Raw genomic sequence first — 19,235 nt, 5'->3', positions numbered from 1 at the left:
TAAATAAATTTTTAAAGTACTTTAATGAGTTCCACATCGAAAATCAATGTGCTGTAAGGCGGGATGGAATTTCCTGCGCCGCCTGCACCGTAGCCCAACAAGTAAGGGATAAAGAAACGGTATTTTGCACCTTCTTTCATCAGTTGGAGTCCTTCGGTCCATCCGGCGATTACCCCGTTGAGCGGGAAGTCGGCCGGTTCGCCGCGTTGCAGGCTGCTGTCGAAGAGCGTCCCGTCGATGAGCATCCCTTCATAATGGCAACGCACCTTGTCTGTCGCTTTCGGGCTTTTGCCGTCGCCTTCTTGCAACACCATGTATTGCAGTCCGGAGGTAGTCGTGACCACGCCCTCTTTCTGCGCGTTTTCTTTAAGGAATTTCTCGCCGTCCGCTTTCGCCTGTTTGCCTTTGGCTTCCTTTTCCTTGTTCATGGCTGCTTCTTTTTCCTGAAAATATTGGGTCACGATGCTTTGTGCCTCGTGGTGAGATACTGCCAGTTCTTTGTTTTCGAGTACGTCCTTGATGGCTTGTGCGAAATCGTCGATGCAAAGGTCTTGTGCTCCCATGCTTTTGAGTTGCTGTCCGATACCCAAGCCTAATGCGTAGCTTACTTTGTTCATTTTGTGGTGTTTTTAATAATAATGTCCTTACTAAGGGCGCAAAGTTAATTGAATTATTTGACCTTTAGGATGATTTGCTTGTATTTTTTCCTATTTTTGTAGGTAAAAAACTAAAATAGATGAAAAAAGTTGTTGTTTTGACGGGGGCAGGCATGTCGGCCGAAAGCGGTTTGAGTACGTTCCGGGATTCAGGCGGGCTGTGGGACCGCTATCCGGTGGAGGATGTGGCCACTCCCGAAGGATATGCCCGCAATCCGGAGTTGGTCACCCATTTTTACAATGAACGCCGCCGTCAGTTGCAAGAGGTGGAACCATGCCGGGGACATGTGTTGTTGGCAGCCATGGAGCAAGATTACGATGTGACGGTCATCACGCAGAATGTGGACAACCTGCACGAGCGTGCCGGCAGCACGAAAGTGGTTCATTTGCATGGCGAGCTGACGAAAGTCACGTCGAGCCGGGAACCGGACAATCCTAAGTACATCCGTGAGCTTCGCCTTGAAGAGTGGGAAGTGAAAATAGGCGACCGTGCGGCAGACGGCAGCCAGTTGCGGCCTTTCATCGTTTGGTTCGGCGAGCCTGTCCCGATGATAGAGGCTGCCATCGACATCACTTCTACGGCGGATGTTTTTGTTGTTATCGGCACTTCTCTGAATGTTTACCCGGCGGCAGGGCTGCTGAATTACGTCCCGTCCCATGCTCCCATTTATGTGATAGATCCCAAGCCTGTGGCAGGTATCCATGGCGGGGGACGTGTGCATCATTTGATGAAAGGAGCTTCCGAAGGGGTGGAAGAGCTTATGGTTTGTTTGGAAAAATTATGAAAGGGCAAAAGGAGGAAGCGCGTCTTTCCCTCCTCCAGGAATTTTGGGAAAACATGTTTCATCTTTCAGGTTGTTCTGTAAGTTTCTTGTATATAGCAAATTATGAACTGAAGGATGATTCCACCATCTTTCAGCCCTGTTTCAGTCGTGCCTTGTATAGAACCGGAAATCGTTCGGCATACGAGGCACTTTTTTTCTGCGCCAAACGAAAAATCAATCTCAGCCGAATGATTTTTCGTTTGGCGCAGATTGATTTTCATCTTTCTGCATGACAGTAGGCTGAAAGATGGCCGAATCATCTTTCAGTATATTAATTTTCTTTGTTTCAGTGCTTTATGTTTCATCCTGAAAGATGAAACATGTTTTAGGAAAAACTCAGGGGGAGGGAGGAATGCCTTTTCATGGCTTTTTGTTAAAGAGTTCTAATGTTGTAATTTCTCAATAAGTAGTTTTACACCTTCATACGTATATACATAAAAATAGTTTAAACAAATTAAGGGTATAGTTTTACGTTATTCGAATATGAAACATAAACATAAGAACGATATAGTAGAAGCCTTTTCTTGGATATGGGGGATAAGTGCGTTGGCTTTAGGACTTTATTTTTTGGTTGGAAGGAACTGTTGGGCAGTCGTTTGCTTTTCTGTCGGTGTGCCGATGTTTAGAACCAACTTGCGGTGGGCGAGGACTGGTTGCAGAAGGCAGTTGTTTGATGTATTGTTGGATATAAATTCTAAATAAATGAAGAGTATTTTATGTGGGGTAAGTTGGGTGGTATTCTTGATGTGGAATATGCCGATGGCAGCACAAGTGTCCACAAGCGGACGACCGGGAACGTGGAAAGAACAGTTGGAGTATGCCCTGAAACATCATGGGGGAAGAGGCTGTGAAAAGCCGTGATGGAAACGGAGTCGGCCTTTATCTGAAAGGGTACACTTACCGGGGGAAGATTGATTTGGAAAGAGAATTGGAGGAGGTGAAGTCGCGCCTGTTTTCGGACGTGGCCAACACGGTGTGCTATTATGACAACACCCGTTATGCCTACGATGTGGTGAGCGTGGGGCTGATGAGGTGCTTGTCAGGTGTGGTGGGGCAGACCGTTATGATTGATGCCATTCGCAACGATTGTGAAAAGGAGATGCATACGGGAATGGAAGTCATTGAGTTGGAATGGTGCAAGGAGGGTAACACCTACCGTTCGTGGGCTGTAGCGGAAAAAGAGGGCCGTATTGTGTTTGAGAATATAGGTTGCCTTATTGCAGACATGGAAAGTATGGAGCAATGCGACAGGGACAGCGCGGAATCGGAAAGAGAAAAAGTATTCGAGAAGTCCTGCACGTTGAGGAACTTGTTGGGGATGGAACTTTATTCATATCGCATGTATTGCCGCTCTTCCTTTGGCGAAGACGGGATTTTGAAGTCCGTCCAAATGCATGCCAAGCAGTCTTCCGTTTTCGGGTGGCATTGTTCGGCTGAGATCTATACGGAAGAAGGGGTAATAGACCAAGACGCTTACCATCTTTGTCATTGGAAGAATAAGGTCACTCCTCCTTGGGGCGGTGCCATGGGTGAAAGCGGAACGTTCACGCACAGGAAAGAATAGGGAAAAGTGCAAAGTTACAGCTTAAGTATATGTGTTAAAAAAACAAAATCAAGAGGGCTTTTCTGCTGTTTTCTACCTAAAAAGTAGTATACTTGCACAAGTTATTGATATAAAAATGAATTTAAACCAATTTGAACGATGAAAAAGTATATTTGTACAGTTTGCCAGTGGGTTTACGATCCCGAGGTAGGAGACCCAGAATCAGGTATTGAGCCGGGAACGGCTTTTGAGAATATTCCCGAAGACTGGGTTTGTCCGGTTTGCGGTGTGGGCAAGGATGATTTCGAGCCTTACGAAGAATAAGATTTAAAAAAGGACAAAAAACGAAATTGCTTCCGGTTTGGATTCAAGCCGGAAGCAATTTCGTTTTTAAGACCTCCCATTGTTCCAAAGCGTTTTTGATGGTTTCGTCCATATTGAAGTAACGGTACAGTCCCAACCGTCCTCCGAATGTAATGTGGGGGCATTCCCGTTGCGCCAATGCGTGGTATTGCCGGTACAGCGTGTTGTTCTTTTCATCATTGACGGGGTAGAAAGGTTCCCGGTCTTTGTCCCATGTTTGTGGAAACTCGTGGGTGACGATGGAGACCGGTTGTGTGCCGAAGGCGAAATGCTTGTGTTCGATGCTTCGGGTATAGGGTATCCGGCTGTCCGTTTCGTTGATGACTGCGATGCCTTGTACGTTGGGTTGTTCGAATAAAACATGCTCGAAAGTCAGGCTTCTGTATTCCAGTGCCCCCAAGCGGTAGTCGAAAAACGCATCAATCGCTCCGGTATATAAGACATGTCCGGCTTTCTTCATCCAATAGTCCTTGTCGGCGAGAAAATCGGTATTCAACCGTACTTCCGTACCCTCCAGCATTTTGTCCACCCAAGGTGAGTAGCCTGCCATGGGAACTCCTTGATAAGGGTCGTTGAAATAATTGTTGTCGAAAGTGAAACGCAGGGGCAGGCGTTCGATGATGAATGGAGGGAGTTCCGTGGCTTTCCGTCCCCATTGTTTCTCGGTATATCCTTTAATCAGGGTTTCATACATCGTGCGGCCTACCATGGAGACGGCTTTTTCCTCCAAGTTCCGGGGATGGGGGTAAAGCCCTTGCTCTTGCCGTAACCGCAATGCGGCTTCTTCCGGAGTCTGGGTTCCGTACAGTTGGTAGAAAGTGTGCATGTTGAACGGCAAGTTGTACATATTGCCGCCGTATCGTGCCAGAGGGCAATAACGGAAATGGTTGAACGGGGTAAATCGGTTGGCAAAGTCCCACACTTCCTGATGGCGTGTATGAAAGACGTGAGGCCCGTATGAATGTACATTGATGCCCTCCCGCACTTCATCGCGGATGTTCCCGCCAGTGAAAGCCCGTTTTTCGATGACTAAGCAACGCCATCCGGCCTGATGTGCCAGATAAGCCGTGACGCAGCCATATAAGCCGCTGCCCACTATGATAAGGTCATATTCTTTTTCCATGGAAATTATATGATTAGTCCTATACTTAATATACCTTGCAAGTTCAAGTCTTCCGTGGCATCGAAATCGGCAATCCTCCGGTCGATATAGTCGGCCAGTTCTTTTTCGCTGAATGTCCAAGCGATGCGTTGTCCGTAAAGCAAAGACCTCCATGCTTGCGCCGTGAGTTCTTCCGGTGAAAGGGCATACAAGGTATCAGGATAACTATCGGCAAAAACTGTTTTTACACCTGCATGGAGAAGGAAACGGTCGATGGATTCTTGGCAGAGGATGGAGAAAACACCACCCTTTTCCGTGTGGCGGTTGATGGAAGCCTTGAGGTTTTGGATCATGTCGCTTTGGGTCGTCCAATAATTCTTGTCTTTCTTATGACGTTCCAGAAGGTAAAAGTGGGGGAGGATGAAGTTTCCTTTCGTTTCGTCACCGAAATCAAAATCCCGGTTGAGTACAGGAACTATTCTCTTGTCCACGTCATGAAGTATCGCATCCATGTCCCCTGATGTCCATCCTTCATTTAAAATCCGGCAGATGGCCCATCCTGCAGCGGTCACTTTTTGAGATATTTTAGGAAGTTGGGATACACATCTCTCAAAACACCGTAATGCAAAATCACGGTAAATGTCTATATCTAATCGTTGGGAAACTTTGAACAGTAAAAGGGAAGCCTCTGCCTGTTCGGCACAAAATTCCGGTGTGTCTATAAACTGGTGGTTCACCATTACGGTGTTGGCTATCTGCCATAACATCTTTTCACGTATTTCCATTATCATATTATATGAGGGATTGAAAGAAGCGGATAAGTTCGGGCGTATGTGCATCCATTGTAAATTCCATCCGATGCTCCTGCATGTTTCTTTTTAGAATATCCATGAAATCCTTGTCGTGCAGTTGTGTTGCCAGTTCGGTGATGGAATCATACAAAATGCCTATTCCATATTGTTCCGACAGTTCTTTTGAAGCTACGATATGTTCTGTATTCCGCCGCAAAATCATGGGAAGACCGGCTGCGGCCAATGTGCCCACCCTTGCGGGGATATTCAGATCATCCCACATGGCACGGAACAAATCTCCCCTGTTCCGGCTGTGGCCGGCATGTAGCCAACCCGCATCATAACGGGAAAATTCTTCCACCCATTTTTCATTGGGGCAATAGGCATGCACATGGAAATATCCTTGTGCAACCCTGCCATACAAGTTATTGCCCGTGTTCTTCTGCCTGTAATAACTGGCCGAGTACAAATGCACATGGATGCGGTGTGCGGCCAATCTCCGCATGTCTTCCACGGAAATCCCGATCATCCGTCCGATAACCACCGTATGGATTTCCCCGTCTGAAGCCGAGATTTTAGGCGAAAACGGTCTCTCAAAATATTCTTTTTTGGGCATTTCCTGATCCAAAATCAGATAAGGTTTGCCTGTCGGCAGAAACAAATCATACCACTCTTTTGTCCGCCGGTTTGTGATAATGTTTCCGGCTGAAAGTTCATACAGTTCCATCAGTTTCGGCCAAGTCCCGAAACGCATGCAAAGCTGCGGTCCTTCTTTCAGATGCCATACGAAAGGCACGTGTACGCCTGCTTTCCGCAACTCCATCATGCTGTCATACACAAACTCCAAGGAAGAACAGCAGAAACACAGGTAAATCAAGTCCGGGCAAATGTCTCTGACCCTTTCCGTCCAATCTGCTCCATGGGGTATGGTTTCAATATGCCCGAAAGGGAACGGGCCTATGCTTTCATGAGCCATTGAAGGCACAGGATACCAATAGCCATACAGTTGGCATCCGGCTTCTTCCCAAGCACAAAAACGTTCCGGGTTGTAATTCAACGCCCCGATGATGAGTATCTTCATCAACGGTTTGCCGGGAATGGAACGTGCCACCGGTTTATACGTTTCCTTTTCGTCCAATAGCCGGTAACGGCTCATACGGATTCTTACCGGTTCTTTCACTTGGTAATAGTCCTTGTACTTATACAGGTTGCCTCCGAAATCTTCCTCGCAAATCTTATGCCTTTGCCAAGGATGCTTCGTCCATTTCGCGGTGATTCTCAGGGTTGGCATGAAGATACCCTGTCCGGCCAGTTTATGCCAGAACATGATAAAAAGATCCGCAGTCACCAGTTCTTGCCGTTCCGTCCACCGGTCGGCAGTCTTACGGTGGGCGGCCTGCACTAACTGCAAAGAATGGCCAGGCATCATGGTCAGCGAATCTGTATTGTCCCTTGGGGCATAGGCATCCGTGTCATCGAAATTCACCCCTGAATAAGCCAGGACAACCCGTTCGTCGGACTCGAAAGCCTCTTTCAAGTCTTTCAGGTGGTCGGCATAAAAGAAATCATCCGACGGAAGATAAGCAATATGTCCGTACCGTGCTATGTCCAACCCTTTGTTCAGGGCATATCCCATCCCCCGATTATCCGGATAATGCAGGTATTTGATTCTTTCATCCTGTGGCAGGCCGCTGATGATTCTGTCCGTAGCGTCTGTTGAACCATCATTCACGATAATCAGTTCCCACTGCGGGTAGGATTGCCTTATCAGGCTCATGACCGCCCTGCGGATAAAATAAGCCTGGTTGTAAGTAGGCATGATAACCGAAAAACCATTCACCATAACGTATTTTTGTTTAAAGAGATTTTGGAAAATACCAGATGCCACAGTTTCACCTTATGGGTATAGACATAGCCGGACAGTTTGGAATTACCTCTAAAAGCCTTTTCCACGGCAGTCCGGACATCAGGTGTCATGCAGACCACATAATAATCCGGTTCTTCCATGACAGACTGTATGGTAAACGTCAGCTTCTCCCCCTCCATGGCATCTATGGTCAGGGAGCCTCCCTTGTCCAAGGAAAGATAAGTGTTTTTGACCACGTAAGCCTTATATTCCCCTTTTTCCTTCAGGAGGTCGGCTGTTACTTTCTGGTTGATGTCCACCGTGTTCAACATCACGACAATGGCCACTAACATACACAACAATACGGTAGAAATGCCGTAGTGCAGTAAAAAAGCATGTATGGTGTTCCTCTCTTTCATGATTCGGCCAGTTCCAGTTGGTTTTTGACTAATTCCCAATAATACCCTTTCTTACTCACGAGTTCCTTGTGTGTGCCGGATTCCACCACGCAACCATGGCGCAGCACGATGATATGGTCGGCATTCTTCACGGTCGACAGGCGGTGTGCGATGACCAACAATGTACGCCCCCGGCATATACGGCCTATGTTTTCCGTAATGCGGTGTTCATTCTCCGCATCCAGCGAACTGGTAGCTTCATCCATCATCAGGTAAAGCGGATTCTTGTAAATAGCCCTCGCTATCATGATACGTTGTTTCTCTCCCCCGCTTACTCCTATGCCTTCGGCTCCTATATGAGTCTGCAAGCCCAAAGGAAGTCCTCCGATGTATTCGTCCAAGCAAGCCGCACGAATAGCCTCGTCCATCCGTTTCCTGTCGAATGCTTCCCCCATCGTGATATTGTTCTGTATCGTATCTGAAAAGATGAAGTTCTCCTGCATGACGATGCCCGAAGCCTTTCTGACAGATTCAGCCTTGTAATCCGCCAAATCATCTGTTCCGAGCCGTATATGCCCTTCCGTAGGTGTATAAAATTTCAAAAGCAGTTTCATGAGCGTGGTCTTTCCGCTCCCACTTTCTCCCACGATGGCCGTCATCTTTCCGGAAGGGATGGTAAAACTGATATTTTCCAAAGCGGCCTTTCCGATGCTGCCGGTATACCGGAACGTGACGTTTTCCAGACGGATGTCCAACGGAGGCCGGTCCGGCGTGAGTTCCTTCATGTCCTCCCGGTCTTCATTCTGGCACAAATAGACCTCTTCGGAACGTTCCAAACTGATTTTGGCATCTTGGTATTGTTGCAGGAACCCGATAAGCTGCGACAGCGGGCCGTTTACCTGTCCTATGATACTGGAAATGCTCATCATCATACCGAGCGTAAGGTTGCCCTGCACCACTTCGGCCGCAATCCAGAACGTGATGAAAATATTCCGTATTTGGCCAATGACCGTATACCCCGTGTTTTGTATTTGTCCCAACCGCAGACTTTTACGGCTCATACGGTATAGTTCCTCCTGCATCCCGTTCCATTCCCCTATCTTGTATTGCTCGTAAGTGTTGACTTTGATGTCCACAATGCCGTTCATCATTTCAAAAAGCTTGTTCTGGTTCCTCACTCCCACGCGGAACTGCTCATAATCAAGCGATTTGCGGAGCCTGAAAAAATAGCTCATCCAAGCCGTGCTCAATCCCGTAATGAGAAGGTAGGCCGCAAGAATGATGATATTGTAGTAGCCGATAATGACCAACAATACGGCACATGACACCAGTGAAAAAAGGGTTTGCATGGTGGCTTGCGTGGTAAATCCCTGTATTCTTCCGTGGTCGCCTATCCGCTGTTGGTAATCTCCCACGCTCTTGGTTTCAAAGAAAGTCATGGGAAGTTGCAGCAACTTGCATAGATAGTCGTGGAGCACGTTGATGTTGATGCGCGTCCCCATGTACAGGGTCACCCAGCTGCTGATCATCCCCATGGAGAAAGAACCGATAAACAGGGCTATCTGGGCAAACAAGAGGTTGCGGATGACATCCATGTCGCGCATGGCGATACCGCTGTCCACCATGGCCTGCGTAAGGAAAGGGGCTACCAATGAAAGCAGGATGCCACTCAGCATGCCGAAAGACAACTGCACCATTTCTTTCCTGAACGGCCATACATACTTCCTGATAAACTGCAGGAAACTGTGTTTTTCCTTGACAGACTTCTTTTCGTAGAATGCCGGAGTCGGTTCTGCCACCACGGCGATTCCCTTGTCTCCATTCAACCAATATTTGGAAAATTCCTTTTCCGAGAAAGTATATTTCCCATATGCAGGGTTGGCCACGGCATACTTCCATGCGCCGTTCCATTTGCTTTGCCGCACATCGTACAACACCACGAAATGGTTCTGTTCCCAATGCAAGATGGCCGGTAAAGGGCAATCGGCCCGCAGTTGTTCCAACGTCATCTCAAAAGACGCAGACCTCATCCCGATATGTTCCAAGGCATCACGTATACCGGCCACGCTCACCCCTTCCCGGCTCAAATGCGCCAAGGAACGCAGATAGGATATGGGGTACTGGCGCCCGTGGGCGTCAGCCAACATGCGGACACAAGCCGGGCCGCAATCCATTTGGTCGAACTGCCGGGTGAATTTCATCGTTTCATTGTTTTTGGATGAGGTCAAGCAAAGGCCACCAGTCAGCCTGTTCTTTTCCTGTGATTTTGGCCAATAACGCCAGTCCCAATCCGGCATAGCCGGAAAGCCCCAACGAACTGGTACGGTTCATTCTTTCTGCCACCTCTTCCGGACAAGAGAAAGTCCATGCGGCAGCAGTACAGGCTGTTTTTTCCTTGTTTAAGATATTCCATACCTTGCGGTCGGTTTCCGTGAGCCTCCCGTTCTTTTCCCGGTAATGGAAATAAGCTTGGAAAGAAGCCCTCCATTCCTCGTCTATTTCCTCCGTCCCCATGTTGCACAGGTAATTATAGGCGTAGTCGTTCACTTCGTCCAATGCCACGTCCAACAGGGAACAGTCCATGAATTGGTACAAGTATTCCATGCAGACGGCCATGCCCAGGAATCCCCACTCCTCAGAAGGCGTTTCCGTGTCCAAGTCCTCCTCCCACACCTCGGCAGTCTGTTCCAGACAAGCCGGAAGGTCGAAAGGCGAATGCCTCAGTTTCCCATATAAGTACAGGAATATCCATACGCCTATGGTGCCGTACCGGTATCCTCGTACCTTATATATGTCCCGTTTGGCATACAGGAAGGAATGGATTGTATCCAACAGGCTTTCCCACGTCTCTTTTGTCCCGTCGGCTATGAACGGGGCATGCAGGCAGATTTCGTCTACCAGACGTACAAACGGTTTTGATACCCCTTCTGGATCCACCTTACGGGCAAAGAAGAAATCCCCCCGCAGAACCCGTGCAAAGTCACTTTCATCCAACACGGCAGGACGGTTGCCGTTCCGATGCTCCCAACAGATGTAACGCAGATGTTTGTTGACCACTGTGGAAGCGAACGGGGAATTCATCAGCAACGTCTGGGTAAACATCTCGTCGGGCAGGAGCGTGTCGGTATAAAGTTGTTCGATATAGTCTTCTTTCTCCAACAGATATGCCACGCATTCACGGGTCAGGCTCCACCACGCCGGTCCTCCGTAAAGCGGAATGCCGGGTAAGGGGCGGCGTTTGTTGCTTTTCCGTTGCTCTTCCAATTCTGCAGCATAACGTTTATGTTCCTCTTGGTCTCTCAGGTTATATTTCTCCGTGCGGTGGAACAGCGTCATTTTCTGGAAACACTCCTCGTCGAAAGTTCCGCTTTCGGAATTGTACTTGCCGTATTCCATGAAGTTTTCCCCTTTGTGTATTTGGAAAAAATGTTTGAAGCAGGCTGCATTGCGCGTCAGCATGTCCGCATCACTGATAAGGTGGAAATACTCCACATCCCCGTGTTTCATCGCCTCCCGGCAGAGCAATAGCGTTACCCGTACCAATCCGTAGCTTCCCCAGTTCACCGGATAGTCTTTCCCCAAGAATTTCATGCAGGGATGCCCGGCCAGCATGGCTTGGTCGGCCTCCGTAAGTTCCGCCCTCTTGTCCCAATGGATAAAGACCAGGAAATCGTCATCAAAATTATCTATACAGCGTTTGATGAAATCTGCCTGATGGTAAGCGATAATCAGAATGGCATGTTTCATATTCGTCAGTTTTTCTTTTTCGGTTCTCGGTTCAGTTTATACATCACGTGGAACATGAAGTAGCGTGGCATGACATTGTAGTAGGTTTCTGTCTGCCCCTGTGCATTGACATTATAACGCACATTAGACAGTTGTTTGAACAAGTCGAAGCCGTCTATCATGAATACCAGATTGCCACGCAGGACAGATTTGCTCAGGTGCATGTTACACACTAACTCATCTGTATTCAACAAGTTGCTTTCATACCCTCTCCGGCTGTACATCATCAAGTCTGCACTGACTTCAAGATTCCAAGGCAAAGGGGCTTTTCCCGTAATGCCATAGCTGTAATTATAGCTTTCGATGGTACGTATGTTCGCTCCTTTCGCCCTCAACCAGTTGAAGTTTCCTCTCAACCCGGCAAAGTATCCGTTTTTGCGGAACTCGCAATTCAGGCTTTCTCCCAACGTGGTATTGTTGACCGTGTTACGGATGCTGTGTTCCGCATCATCCAGATTCAGGAAATCCACGCTATGGTTGTAGCCCCAGTTGGTGTAAGTCACTAAGGTGAAGAGCTTTTCCTTGTCTAATGCCGTGGTGGTACTGAACGTCCCCCCGATATTCCAGTTCCCGTTGACGTTTTCCGGCCGGTAAGTCCGGATTCCTGTCATCCGGTCGTAGGTGAGTGATTGCGCAAGGGCATTGAGACTCAAATTATAGTATAGGGCAGTATAGAAGAACCTTTGCTTTTTCCAGTCCCCCCAATTATAAGATGTGTAGAGGTTGTGGTTATGCGCGTTTTTCAGTCCCGGATTAGTCAGGCGGACTACCAAGGGCGTGGCATCATCCCGATAGTTTATGTTATAAGACAAATCCGGTGCGGAATGAGTAAGCCGATAGTTCAAGATGAAAAATATGTCCCGGTTTTCTACTTTCGGATAGTACTTTAACTTCAAATCCGGTTCAAAGAAATTCAGATGCCTCCGTAGCAGGGTGTCCGTCCGTTCCCGTTGGTAATCCAACTTCTCGGTAGCCATGCGCATGGGAAATCTCACATACAACCATAGTTTTTCATTGTTGTTTTCTAAAATGGAGTATTGCAGGTTCACGAATGCATTGTGCGCCCAATTTTTCCGGGTGGAGTAAAAACTGTTTTGCAGGTCAATGTATTGGGTCAAGCCGTCTTTCATGGACGAAAGTTGGTCTACATCGTATTCCCACATTCCGTTTGCGTCCAAGGTATAAAAAGGACGTGATGTATTTTGATAAGCGTAGTCTATCATATATCCCGGTGTAATCCGCCACACCATGTTCTTGTTGGCCAGTTCCAGTGAATATTCGCCCAACAAGTCGTAATAGGCATTCTTGTAATGGTTTTCCCCGTATTGGGCAGTACGTTGGTTGCCTGTATGGCTACCGTGGTTCCAATAAGAGGCATCATATCGTTGGAGATTCCTGTTCCGGTTTTTATTGTAATTGTAATTTCCTCTTATGGTGAACCTGTCATTCCCGGTCACTCCTTTGGTGGAAAGTTCTATGCTGCTCCCTGTGCTGAATTGGTATGCCTTTGATTCCTGGCTGTTCATCAGGCGGTTTACCAAAATGCGGGTATAAACCTCCGAAGCATTGGGGGCAAAGAGGCTGTCCAAGGCTTCTCCCTTGTAATGTTCGTATACGTTTTCCGTGAAGTCCGCACTTCGGGTCAATGCGTCTCCTTGGTTGTTTTGGTATCTTGCGTAAGGGTTGATCCTGAAGAACAAACCTTTCTTAGGAGTGAGTTGTAAGTCGATATAGGGATTTATATACCATTGTCTGTTCCTAAAGGAATTCGATGTACGGTTATAAATATCCCCATTGGAAAAGAATGTAGTGGAGAGGCGTTGCATGTCTTTTTTTTCCTTCTGATGGTAGGCGGTGAGCGTGCCGGTCAGCTTATACTGTCCTTCTTTGTCTTTTACTAACAAGTCCATGCCACCGGACTGGCGGTCGGTAGTGCCTTCAGGGACGCTTCCTCCATTCCAATTCCCGTATGTATCAGAAGTACGCATGTCGTTGATGTTATTAAAATTTCCATATAGGGACAAACGGGTTTGGGGAGAAAAGCGCAAACCGAAGAAACGTGCCCCATACCGGTCGTCCGTGCCATATCCCGCGTCAGCGTTGGCTATCCAACCGATGCTGTATTGTTTTTTCAGGTTCACGTCCATTACCAAAGGCTCCTCACCCATTTTTTTAATATCCAAGGCTCTGTCACGGTCGTTTTGCCGTTCATACACCTTTACTTTGTCCACCATATAAGCCGGTAGGTTGTCCAAAGCTATTTTAGGATTACCCTTGAAAAAGTCCTCCCCGTTGAGCATCAGGCTGCTCACGAAACGTCCGTTTACGGTGATTTGCCCGTTTTCCAATCGCACACCGGGCAGTTGACGTACCAACTCGTCCAACATGGAGCCTTGTGCCAATTGGAAAGCTGCTGCATTGTATACCATGGTATCGCCTTTCATGACCATTTTCACTAAAGTGGCTTTCACTTCCACTTCTTTTAGTTTGCGGGTCATTTCTTTGGTCATTAGTATGTCTTTGTCTAAGAATACGCGGGTCTGCCGTAAACGGCTGTATTTTAATTTGACCGGGGTGTCTATGGTGGTGTAGCCTTCTTTTTCACAGCGTAAAATATACGTTCCGCTTCCGGGTATGTCGGTTACAGTGAAATTGGGACTTCCCGGAGTGCTTCCAACAGATACATCTTTTACGATTTCTACACTATCTGGGGTCATTAAGGTTAAGTGGACATTACGAATGGATTCTTTTGTAAAGGCATCGCGTACAGCTCCCCATAGTTGGTATGGAGTTTGCTGTGCGGAAATCGTAGAGCTGCATAAGGCAAATAGAAAAGTAATCCAATGTTTCATAATTATTACAAGCTTGGTTTAATGTGAGGGGATGGGACTTCCCCATTCCCTCTTTTCTTGAAATTTGTTAGAAGAACCCAAACAGTCCAAAAGTAGAACTACTGGATGAAGGAGACTGAGTCGTTGTGCCTCCACCTGTATTACTATTTGAGGAAGAGGGTGAAGAAGAGGAAGAACAACTACAGTTATTTCCGTCGCACATACAGTTATTCGGGGGATCGCAACTTGTGTTACAGTCACAGTTATTACCGTTGCACATACAGTTATTTCCTGTAGAAGCAACAATCGCTGCGAATCCTCCTAAGAGTTTTCCCTCTTTACTTTCTTCCAGAGGTCTGAAATTGCTACTGAGTAGCAACTTCAACGATTTCTTTCGCTGTTTCATAAAATTTGTTTTTAAAATGTTACACATAGGATTCCAAAAGGAAATCCACTCTATCTCTTATAACCTTTGTCTTATAGATATCAGAATAGTTACGGATGCATCCGGATTGTCCTTGTGCCTCAATCTTTACTTGGCTACAACTCCCATGACAGAGCGGATATATCCGGCAGGCCATGCAGGCTTGATTCCCATACTTTAATTGTTCACGGAGTTTGCGTTTTTCGTTCCATCGCATTTCACCGTCCGGTAAAAGTTTTCCCTCACTGTTTTCAGGTATGAAATCCCGAGCCGTACATTTATATAAATCTCCATTATAGTTTACCACAATGTCATTGGCTTTGTCTGCATAACATCGGCTGATGTCTATATGCTTCAGCTCATTCACGCGGAATCCTTCTTGTAGGAAAAGTTCCCGAAGTTTCTTTTGTTCTGTGGGCATATCCACGTCAGTACGTGGAGCATCCTGCCATACCCGTTGAAAGTCAATGGTCACAAAGTTCTTGTATTCTTGTGGCAAATTTTTCAAATCGGATACCACATCTACAAATGTGCGTATATTATATCCTGTGCAATTTAAACGTAATGTGACTGGCATTTTATGTCGGAGTACCATGCGGATATTGGATAAAATCCTTTGGTAAGAACCTTTTCCAGAAGCCAAATGGCGGACTTTGTCATGGGTCTCTTCATTACCGTCCAAGGTGATTTGAAAAGAGACAGCATTGCACAAGTGTAAGGTTTCTAATTGGGATATGATGTCCTCTGAAAGTAGATAAGAGTTGGTAACGAAACTTGTGCTAAACAATTTACAATGTTGTACACATAGTTCATCTGCCTGAAATAACAGAGGCCAAACAGATTGTTCAAAGCTTAACAGTGGCTCACCGCCAAAGAAAGCTATGTGTACTCTTTTTAATTCCGGTCTTGCTACTTTTTTCCGGATTAAATTAAGCAGGGCTGAAATCGTCTCGGAAGTCAAATTGGTATTTTCTCTATGCTTCTCATAACAATACCAACAACGCATGTTGCAATCCAAAGTGGAATTGACAATAATGTTGAGGCTGTCGCCTTTCTCCTCTTCCTCTTTCCACTTCCTGATGACTTCTTCTGCCTCGTTCACTTTATTGTCCACAATGAACTGTTCCCGAAGCAGGTAGTCGTAAAATTCAGGATGGATGTCCTGGATGTGGTCTACATCACCGGATTCCAACCATTCTCTCAACCGGTCTTCCAACACGGCCATCTTTTCCGTCCAACAATTGTACAAAACGTAATCAGAACCTCTCTTGATGACAAAAGAATACTTACTCAACTTCATGGCATATATTTTTAAAGTGAATTAAATTCAACGCATAACCGGCTACGCCCGACAGGCCGTCTGTCCAAAATGCTTCGTCCTTGGGAAGGAAATCGGGCACATCCGTAATATCACTGACGAGCAACGGGAGGGTAGCCCAATCGTCTTGCTCTAACAAGGCGGCCAACATCAGCACGGACACCCAACGGGCGTCCGGCTTTTCCGGACGGACTGCCAAGGCCGCTTTCGCGGCTTCCACCGTTTCGTGGATATAGGTCTCCGGAAATGTGACGGGAACGTGCATCCTCTTTTGATGGCCTATCCGGGCGGTGAGATAAAGCAACAGGCCGCCCAAACCGGTTTCGAGGGACAAATCCGTAAGGCGCAGGGGAGACAGCGACAAGGCGCGGCGGTCAGCCTCTGCCAATTCCTCTTCTACTTCCTCATACGTCACATACCCTTGTTCCCACAGGTAGATGAAAGCCCAACCGATACCGAATATCCCGTTTCGGAAAGTCAACGGCAGTTCTCCCTTGGGGATTTCTTCGCATATCCGGTTGAACCACTCCGTGGCTTCGTCTTCATAACGTGTTTCGCCGGAATAGCGGAAGTAAGTCCAAAACAGCAGGACGTATCCCGTCAGTCCGTCCATTAGCCCATAGGTGGATACTTGCCTGCAACGGGTCAGGCACGCTGATACGATATGCGCCAAGGAGGTGGACTTCCGGTCGATTTCTTTCTCCATCTCCCGGCTGACCTGCCGGTTGATGCCCATTACGAAAGGCCAGTCATGTCCTTGGAAGGTACGGAAAAAGGATTTCAGTCCTTCGTTGCGTGCCTTGTACCATTCCATCCATTTCAGGGCTTTTCCGTAGGCATCCCCGTTCCGCAACCAGGCCAACGCGAATGTCTTGCACTTCAATGAGGTGGGGAAGAGCACCTCGGCCACAAACAAATAATTGTACAGGATTTGCGATGGATAGACGGTGTAGGAGAACCGGTCTTTATAGATATGGCCGATTTCCACTTCCGGCACAAGGCGGCAGCCTCCGCCCTCCAACCACGCCTTCAGGCTTACATAGAGTTCCTCGCAGCCGTAATGTACCAATCCTTGGAAACCTTTCAGCTTGTCCCAATAGGTTTTGCTCCCGGCATATCCTGCACCGAGAATACAAGGAATCCGGTTGTCCGTAAGATGAAGGGCTTTCTCGCGGCAAAGCCATGAAACGGAAGGGATGGTCTCGCCTCCGTGGAAAGACAGGTATGCCCCAAAAGTGCGGATGTCCGTCGTGTCTTTTATCCGGCCCTCTTCCTTTTGCAGGACGCGGGTCTGGCAGCAAAGCAAACGATGGTCGTTTTCCTGCAAAAGGCGTAACAGAATCCGGTGCCAGCCGGAGATGTAGAAACGCATGTGGGCATCCAACAGGAGGAAGTAAGGGCTACGTGCGCTGCGGATGCCTTTTTCCTTGGCTGCGGCCGCCCCGATGCGGATGGAGTTACGGATGTAATGCGCCCCGTATTGCCGGGCGCAGGCGACATAGTCCCATCCATCATCGGAACAGTCGTCCACGAGAATGACCTCCACTTCGTCCCCGACGGTCTGCCGGATGCTCTCCAAAGTGTTCCCCACCTCTTCCCTTTCATTATAAAAAGGTATGACCACGGTAAGCGGGAGATTGCTGAGGGGAATTTCCACCTCTTCGAGTGCTACGGCTTGTTCCTTTTCGGCCCATAACCGGCCGTATTTGTCCTTCAAGGCCATGGCGTGGGCTGCTTGGATTTCCTTATACTTACAACTGATTTGTTCAGGATTGAAACGGTAGTGCACCACAATCTTGTCCAGATTGCGGATACGCAATCCGCCCAACAGGGCATCCAACCACAGGTTGTAGTCTTCGGCGTAAATGCCTTCGCTACGGTAGGACAGGTGGTGCGACACCCAACTTGACCTGCGGATGAAAGACGTGGGATTGGCTACATAGCATTGTTCCAGCATTTGAGGCATGGTGATGTCCGTGCCCGCAGGCAGGATGCAATCGTACTCCCCGGCATTGAAACAGTGCATGTGCCCGCCCAAGATGTCGGTTTCGGGGTGCGCTTCCATATATTCGTATTGAGCCTGTAAACGGTCGCTGACCATTATGTCGTCCGCATCCATACGGGCAATGTATTTGCCGAGGGCATTGTTGTACAGAAGGTTCAGGGAGGCAATATAGTCGTGCCGGTGACGAATGAGCCGGATTCTTCTGTCCGGATAAGAACGGATAATATCCACAGTATCATCTGTGGAGCCATCGTCCACAATCAGCAGTTCATAATCGGAGAATGTCTGGGACAGGATGCTGTCCAAGCATTCACGCAAGAACGGTGACGCATTGTAAGTCACCATGCAGACGGATATGGAAGGGACGTGCTTGTTCATGGTCGGGAGATATTTTGTGATGGGCTTTCAGCCAAAAGGTTGCGATAGTAGGCGATGGTCTGTTGCAATCCCTCACGGAGGGATATCCGGGGGTGCCAGTCCAATGCCTGCCGTGCCAATGTGATGTCCGGATTGCGCCGTTTCGGGTCGTCGGCGGGGAGAGGACGGAGTACCATCCGTGACTGGCTTCCTGTCAGTTCAAGAATCCGTTCGGCAAACTCCAGGATGGTATGTTCTTCCGGATTGCCGAGATTGACCGGTCCGGTGAAGCCGTCCGGGGTGGACATCATACGTTCCATGCCCCGAATCAGGTCGTCCACGTATTGGAAACTCCGGGTTTGCATGCCGTTGCCGTAGATGGTGAGGTCTTTGCCTTGCAAGGCTTGCAGGATGAAGTTGGAAACCACACGTCCGTCGTCACAGGCCATGCGCGGCCCGTAGGTGTTGAAAATGCGGATGATTTTCACCGCTACGCCATATCTCCGGTGATAGTCCATGCAAAGGCTTTCGGCACAGCGCTTGCCCACGTCATAGCAGGAACGGATGCCGTTCGGGTTGACGTGCCCCCAATAACTTTCGGGCTGTGGGTGGACTTCCGGGTCGCCGTAGACTTCACTGGTAGAGGCTTGGAGGAACCGGCAATGGTTTTCGCGTGCCAGTTCCAACAGGTTGAGCGTGCCGATGACCGAAGTCTTGGTGGTTTCAATGGGGGAGTCCTGATAGTGTATGGGAGAAGCCGGGCAAGCCAGATTATAGATTTCATCGATACCTTTTATCATATAGGGCATGGTGATGTCGTGTTCCACTAATTTGAAGTATGGGTGGTTCGTTAAGGCTGACACGTTTTTGGGATGTCCCGTCCGGAAGTTGTCCAGACAGATGACCCTATCACCTTTATGTAGCAGGTATTCGCAAAGATGGGAACCTATGAATCCGGCTCCTCCGGCTATGATGACGTGTTTCATGATAC

The 19,235-nt window shown here is 48.0% G+C and carries 16 protein-coding genes; 5 read left to right on the top strand and 11 right to left on the bottom strand.

Going from position 1 to position 19,235, the window contains the following annotated elements; all coding sequences use genetic code 11:
- Positions 1 to 11: 11 nt before the first annotated feature.
- Positions 12 to 617 carry a BamJ family beta-barrel-assembly machinery protein gene (gene bamJ / locus AC5RDV_RS09265; protein ID WP_008627823.1) on the bottom strand — a complete coding sequence of 202 codons (606 nt, stop codon included), beginning with the start codon at positions 615 to 617 and terminating at the stop codon, positions 12 to 14.
- Positions 618 to 736: 119 nt separating this feature from the next.
- On the opposite strand from bamJ, the gene AC5RDV_RS09260 reads away from it, so the two are divergent.
- From AC5RDV_RS09260 to rd, 5 genes are all read left to right on the top strand, one after another.
- Positions 737 to 1,441: an SIR2 family NAD-dependent protein deacylase gene (locus tag AC5RDV_RS09260; RefSeq protein ID WP_282746882.1), complete on the top strand. Its 705-nt coding sequence runs from the start codon at positions 737 to 739 to the stop codon at positions 1,439 to 1,441.
- Complete coding sequence (locus tag AC5RDV_RS09255) at positions 1,438 to 1,713, top strand: hypothetical protein (RefSeq protein ID WP_282746881.1); 276 nt, start codon at positions 1,438 to 1,440, stop codon at positions 1,711 to 1,713. The genes AC5RDV_RS09260 and AC5RDV_RS09255 overlap by 4 nt, the downstream gene beginning before the upstream one ends.
- 469 nt (positions 1,714 to 2,182) lie before the next feature.
- Positions 2,183 to 2,341, top strand: a complete 159-nt coding sequence (locus tag AC5RDV_RS09250; RefSeq protein WP_008627818.1) for a hypothetical protein — start codon at positions 2,183 to 2,185, stop codon at positions 2,339 to 2,341.
- Complete coding sequence (locus AC5RDV_RS09245) at positions 2,313 to 3,044, top strand: hypothetical protein (RefSeq protein WP_008627817.1); 732 nt, start codon at positions 2,313 to 2,315, stop codon at positions 3,042 to 3,044. The genes AC5RDV_RS09250 and AC5RDV_RS09245 overlap by 29 nt, the downstream gene beginning before the upstream one ends.
- A gap of 138 nt (positions 3,045 to 3,182) precedes the next feature.
- Positions 3,183 to 3,347 (top strand): rubredoxin, encoded by a 165-nt coding sequence (gene rd / locus AC5RDV_RS09240; protein ID WP_008627816.1) that lies wholly within the window; start codon positions 3,183 to 3,185, stop codon positions 3,345 to 3,347.
- 43 nt (positions 3,348 to 3,390) lie between these two features.
- Here rd and glf read toward each other — a convergent pair whose 3' ends face one another.
- The 10 genes from glf to AC5RDV_RS09190 all read right to left on the bottom strand — a co-directional run bounded on the left by glf (position 3,391) and on the right by AC5RDV_RS09190 (position 19,230).
- A complete protein-coding gene (gene glf, locus AC5RDV_RS09235; protein ID WP_276787732.1) occupies positions 3,391 to 4,509 on the bottom strand; it encodes a UDP-galactopyranose mutase in 1,119 nt (372 codons plus the stop codon).
- A gap of 5 nt (positions 4,510 to 4,514) precedes the next feature.
- On the bottom strand, positions 4,515 to 5,279 hold the full coding sequence (locus AC5RDV_RS09230; protein ID WP_282746879.1) for a hypothetical protein: 765 nt from the start codon (positions 5,277 to 5,279) through the stop codon (positions 4,515 to 4,517).
- Position 5,280: 1 nt separating this feature from the next.
- Positions 5,281 to 7,122, bottom strand: a complete 1,842-nt coding sequence (locus AC5RDV_RS09225) for a glycosyltransferase family 2 protein (protein ID WP_282746877.1) — start codon at positions 7,120 to 7,122, stop codon at positions 5,281 to 5,283.
- Positions 7,116 to 7,544, bottom strand: coding sequence for a hypothetical protein (locus AC5RDV_RS09220; RefSeq protein ID WP_130893728.1), 429 nt, complete (start codon positions 7,542 to 7,544; stop codon positions 7,116 to 7,118). Before AC5RDV_RS09220 ends, AC5RDV_RS09225 begins: the two co-directional genes overlap by 7 nt.
- Positions 7,541 to 9,724, bottom strand: a complete 2,184-nt coding sequence (locus tag AC5RDV_RS09215) for a peptidase domain-containing ABC transporter (protein ID WP_282746876.1) — start codon at positions 9,722 to 9,724, stop codon at positions 7,541 to 7,543. The genes AC5RDV_RS09220 and AC5RDV_RS09215 overlap by 4 nt, the downstream gene beginning before the upstream one ends.
- 4 nt (positions 9,725 to 9,728) lie before the next feature.
- Positions 9,729 to 11,270 carry a beta-1,6-N-acetylglucosaminyltransferase gene (locus AC5RDV_RS09210; RefSeq protein ID WP_282746874.1) on the bottom strand — a complete coding sequence of 514 codons (1,542 nt, stop codon included), beginning with the start codon at positions 11,268 to 11,270 and terminating at the stop codon, positions 9,729 to 9,731.
- A gap of 5 nt (positions 11,271 to 11,275) precedes the next feature.
- On the bottom strand, positions 11,276 to 14,161 hold the full coding sequence (locus AC5RDV_RS09205; RefSeq protein ID WP_282746873.1) for a porin family protein: 2,886 nt from the start codon (positions 14,159 to 14,161) through the stop codon (positions 11,276 to 11,278).
- A gap of 404 nt (positions 14,162 to 14,565) precedes the next feature.
- Positions 14,566 to 15,864, bottom strand: a complete 1,299-nt coding sequence (locus tag AC5RDV_RS09200) for a radical SAM/SPASM domain-containing protein (protein ID WP_130893723.1) — start codon at positions 15,862 to 15,864, stop codon at positions 14,566 to 14,568.
- Positions 15,851 to 18,265, bottom strand: a complete 2,415-nt coding sequence (locus AC5RDV_RS09195; RefSeq protein WP_276787744.1) for a glycosyltransferase family 2 protein — start codon at positions 18,263 to 18,265, stop codon at positions 15,851 to 15,853. The genes AC5RDV_RS09200 and AC5RDV_RS09195 overlap by 14 nt, the downstream gene beginning before the upstream one ends.
- Positions 18,262 to 19,230, bottom strand: coding sequence for a UDP-glucuronic acid decarboxylase family protein (locus AC5RDV_RS09190; RefSeq protein ID WP_282746871.1), 969 nt, complete (start codon positions 19,228 to 19,230; stop codon positions 18,262 to 18,264). Before AC5RDV_RS09190 ends, AC5RDV_RS09195 begins: the two co-directional genes overlap by 4 nt.
- Positions 19,231 to 19,235 lie beyond the last annotated feature (5 nt).

Source organism: Paraprevotella sp. (genome assembly GCF_986071375.1).
This window is presented reverse-complemented; position numbering and strand designations above follow the sequence as displayed.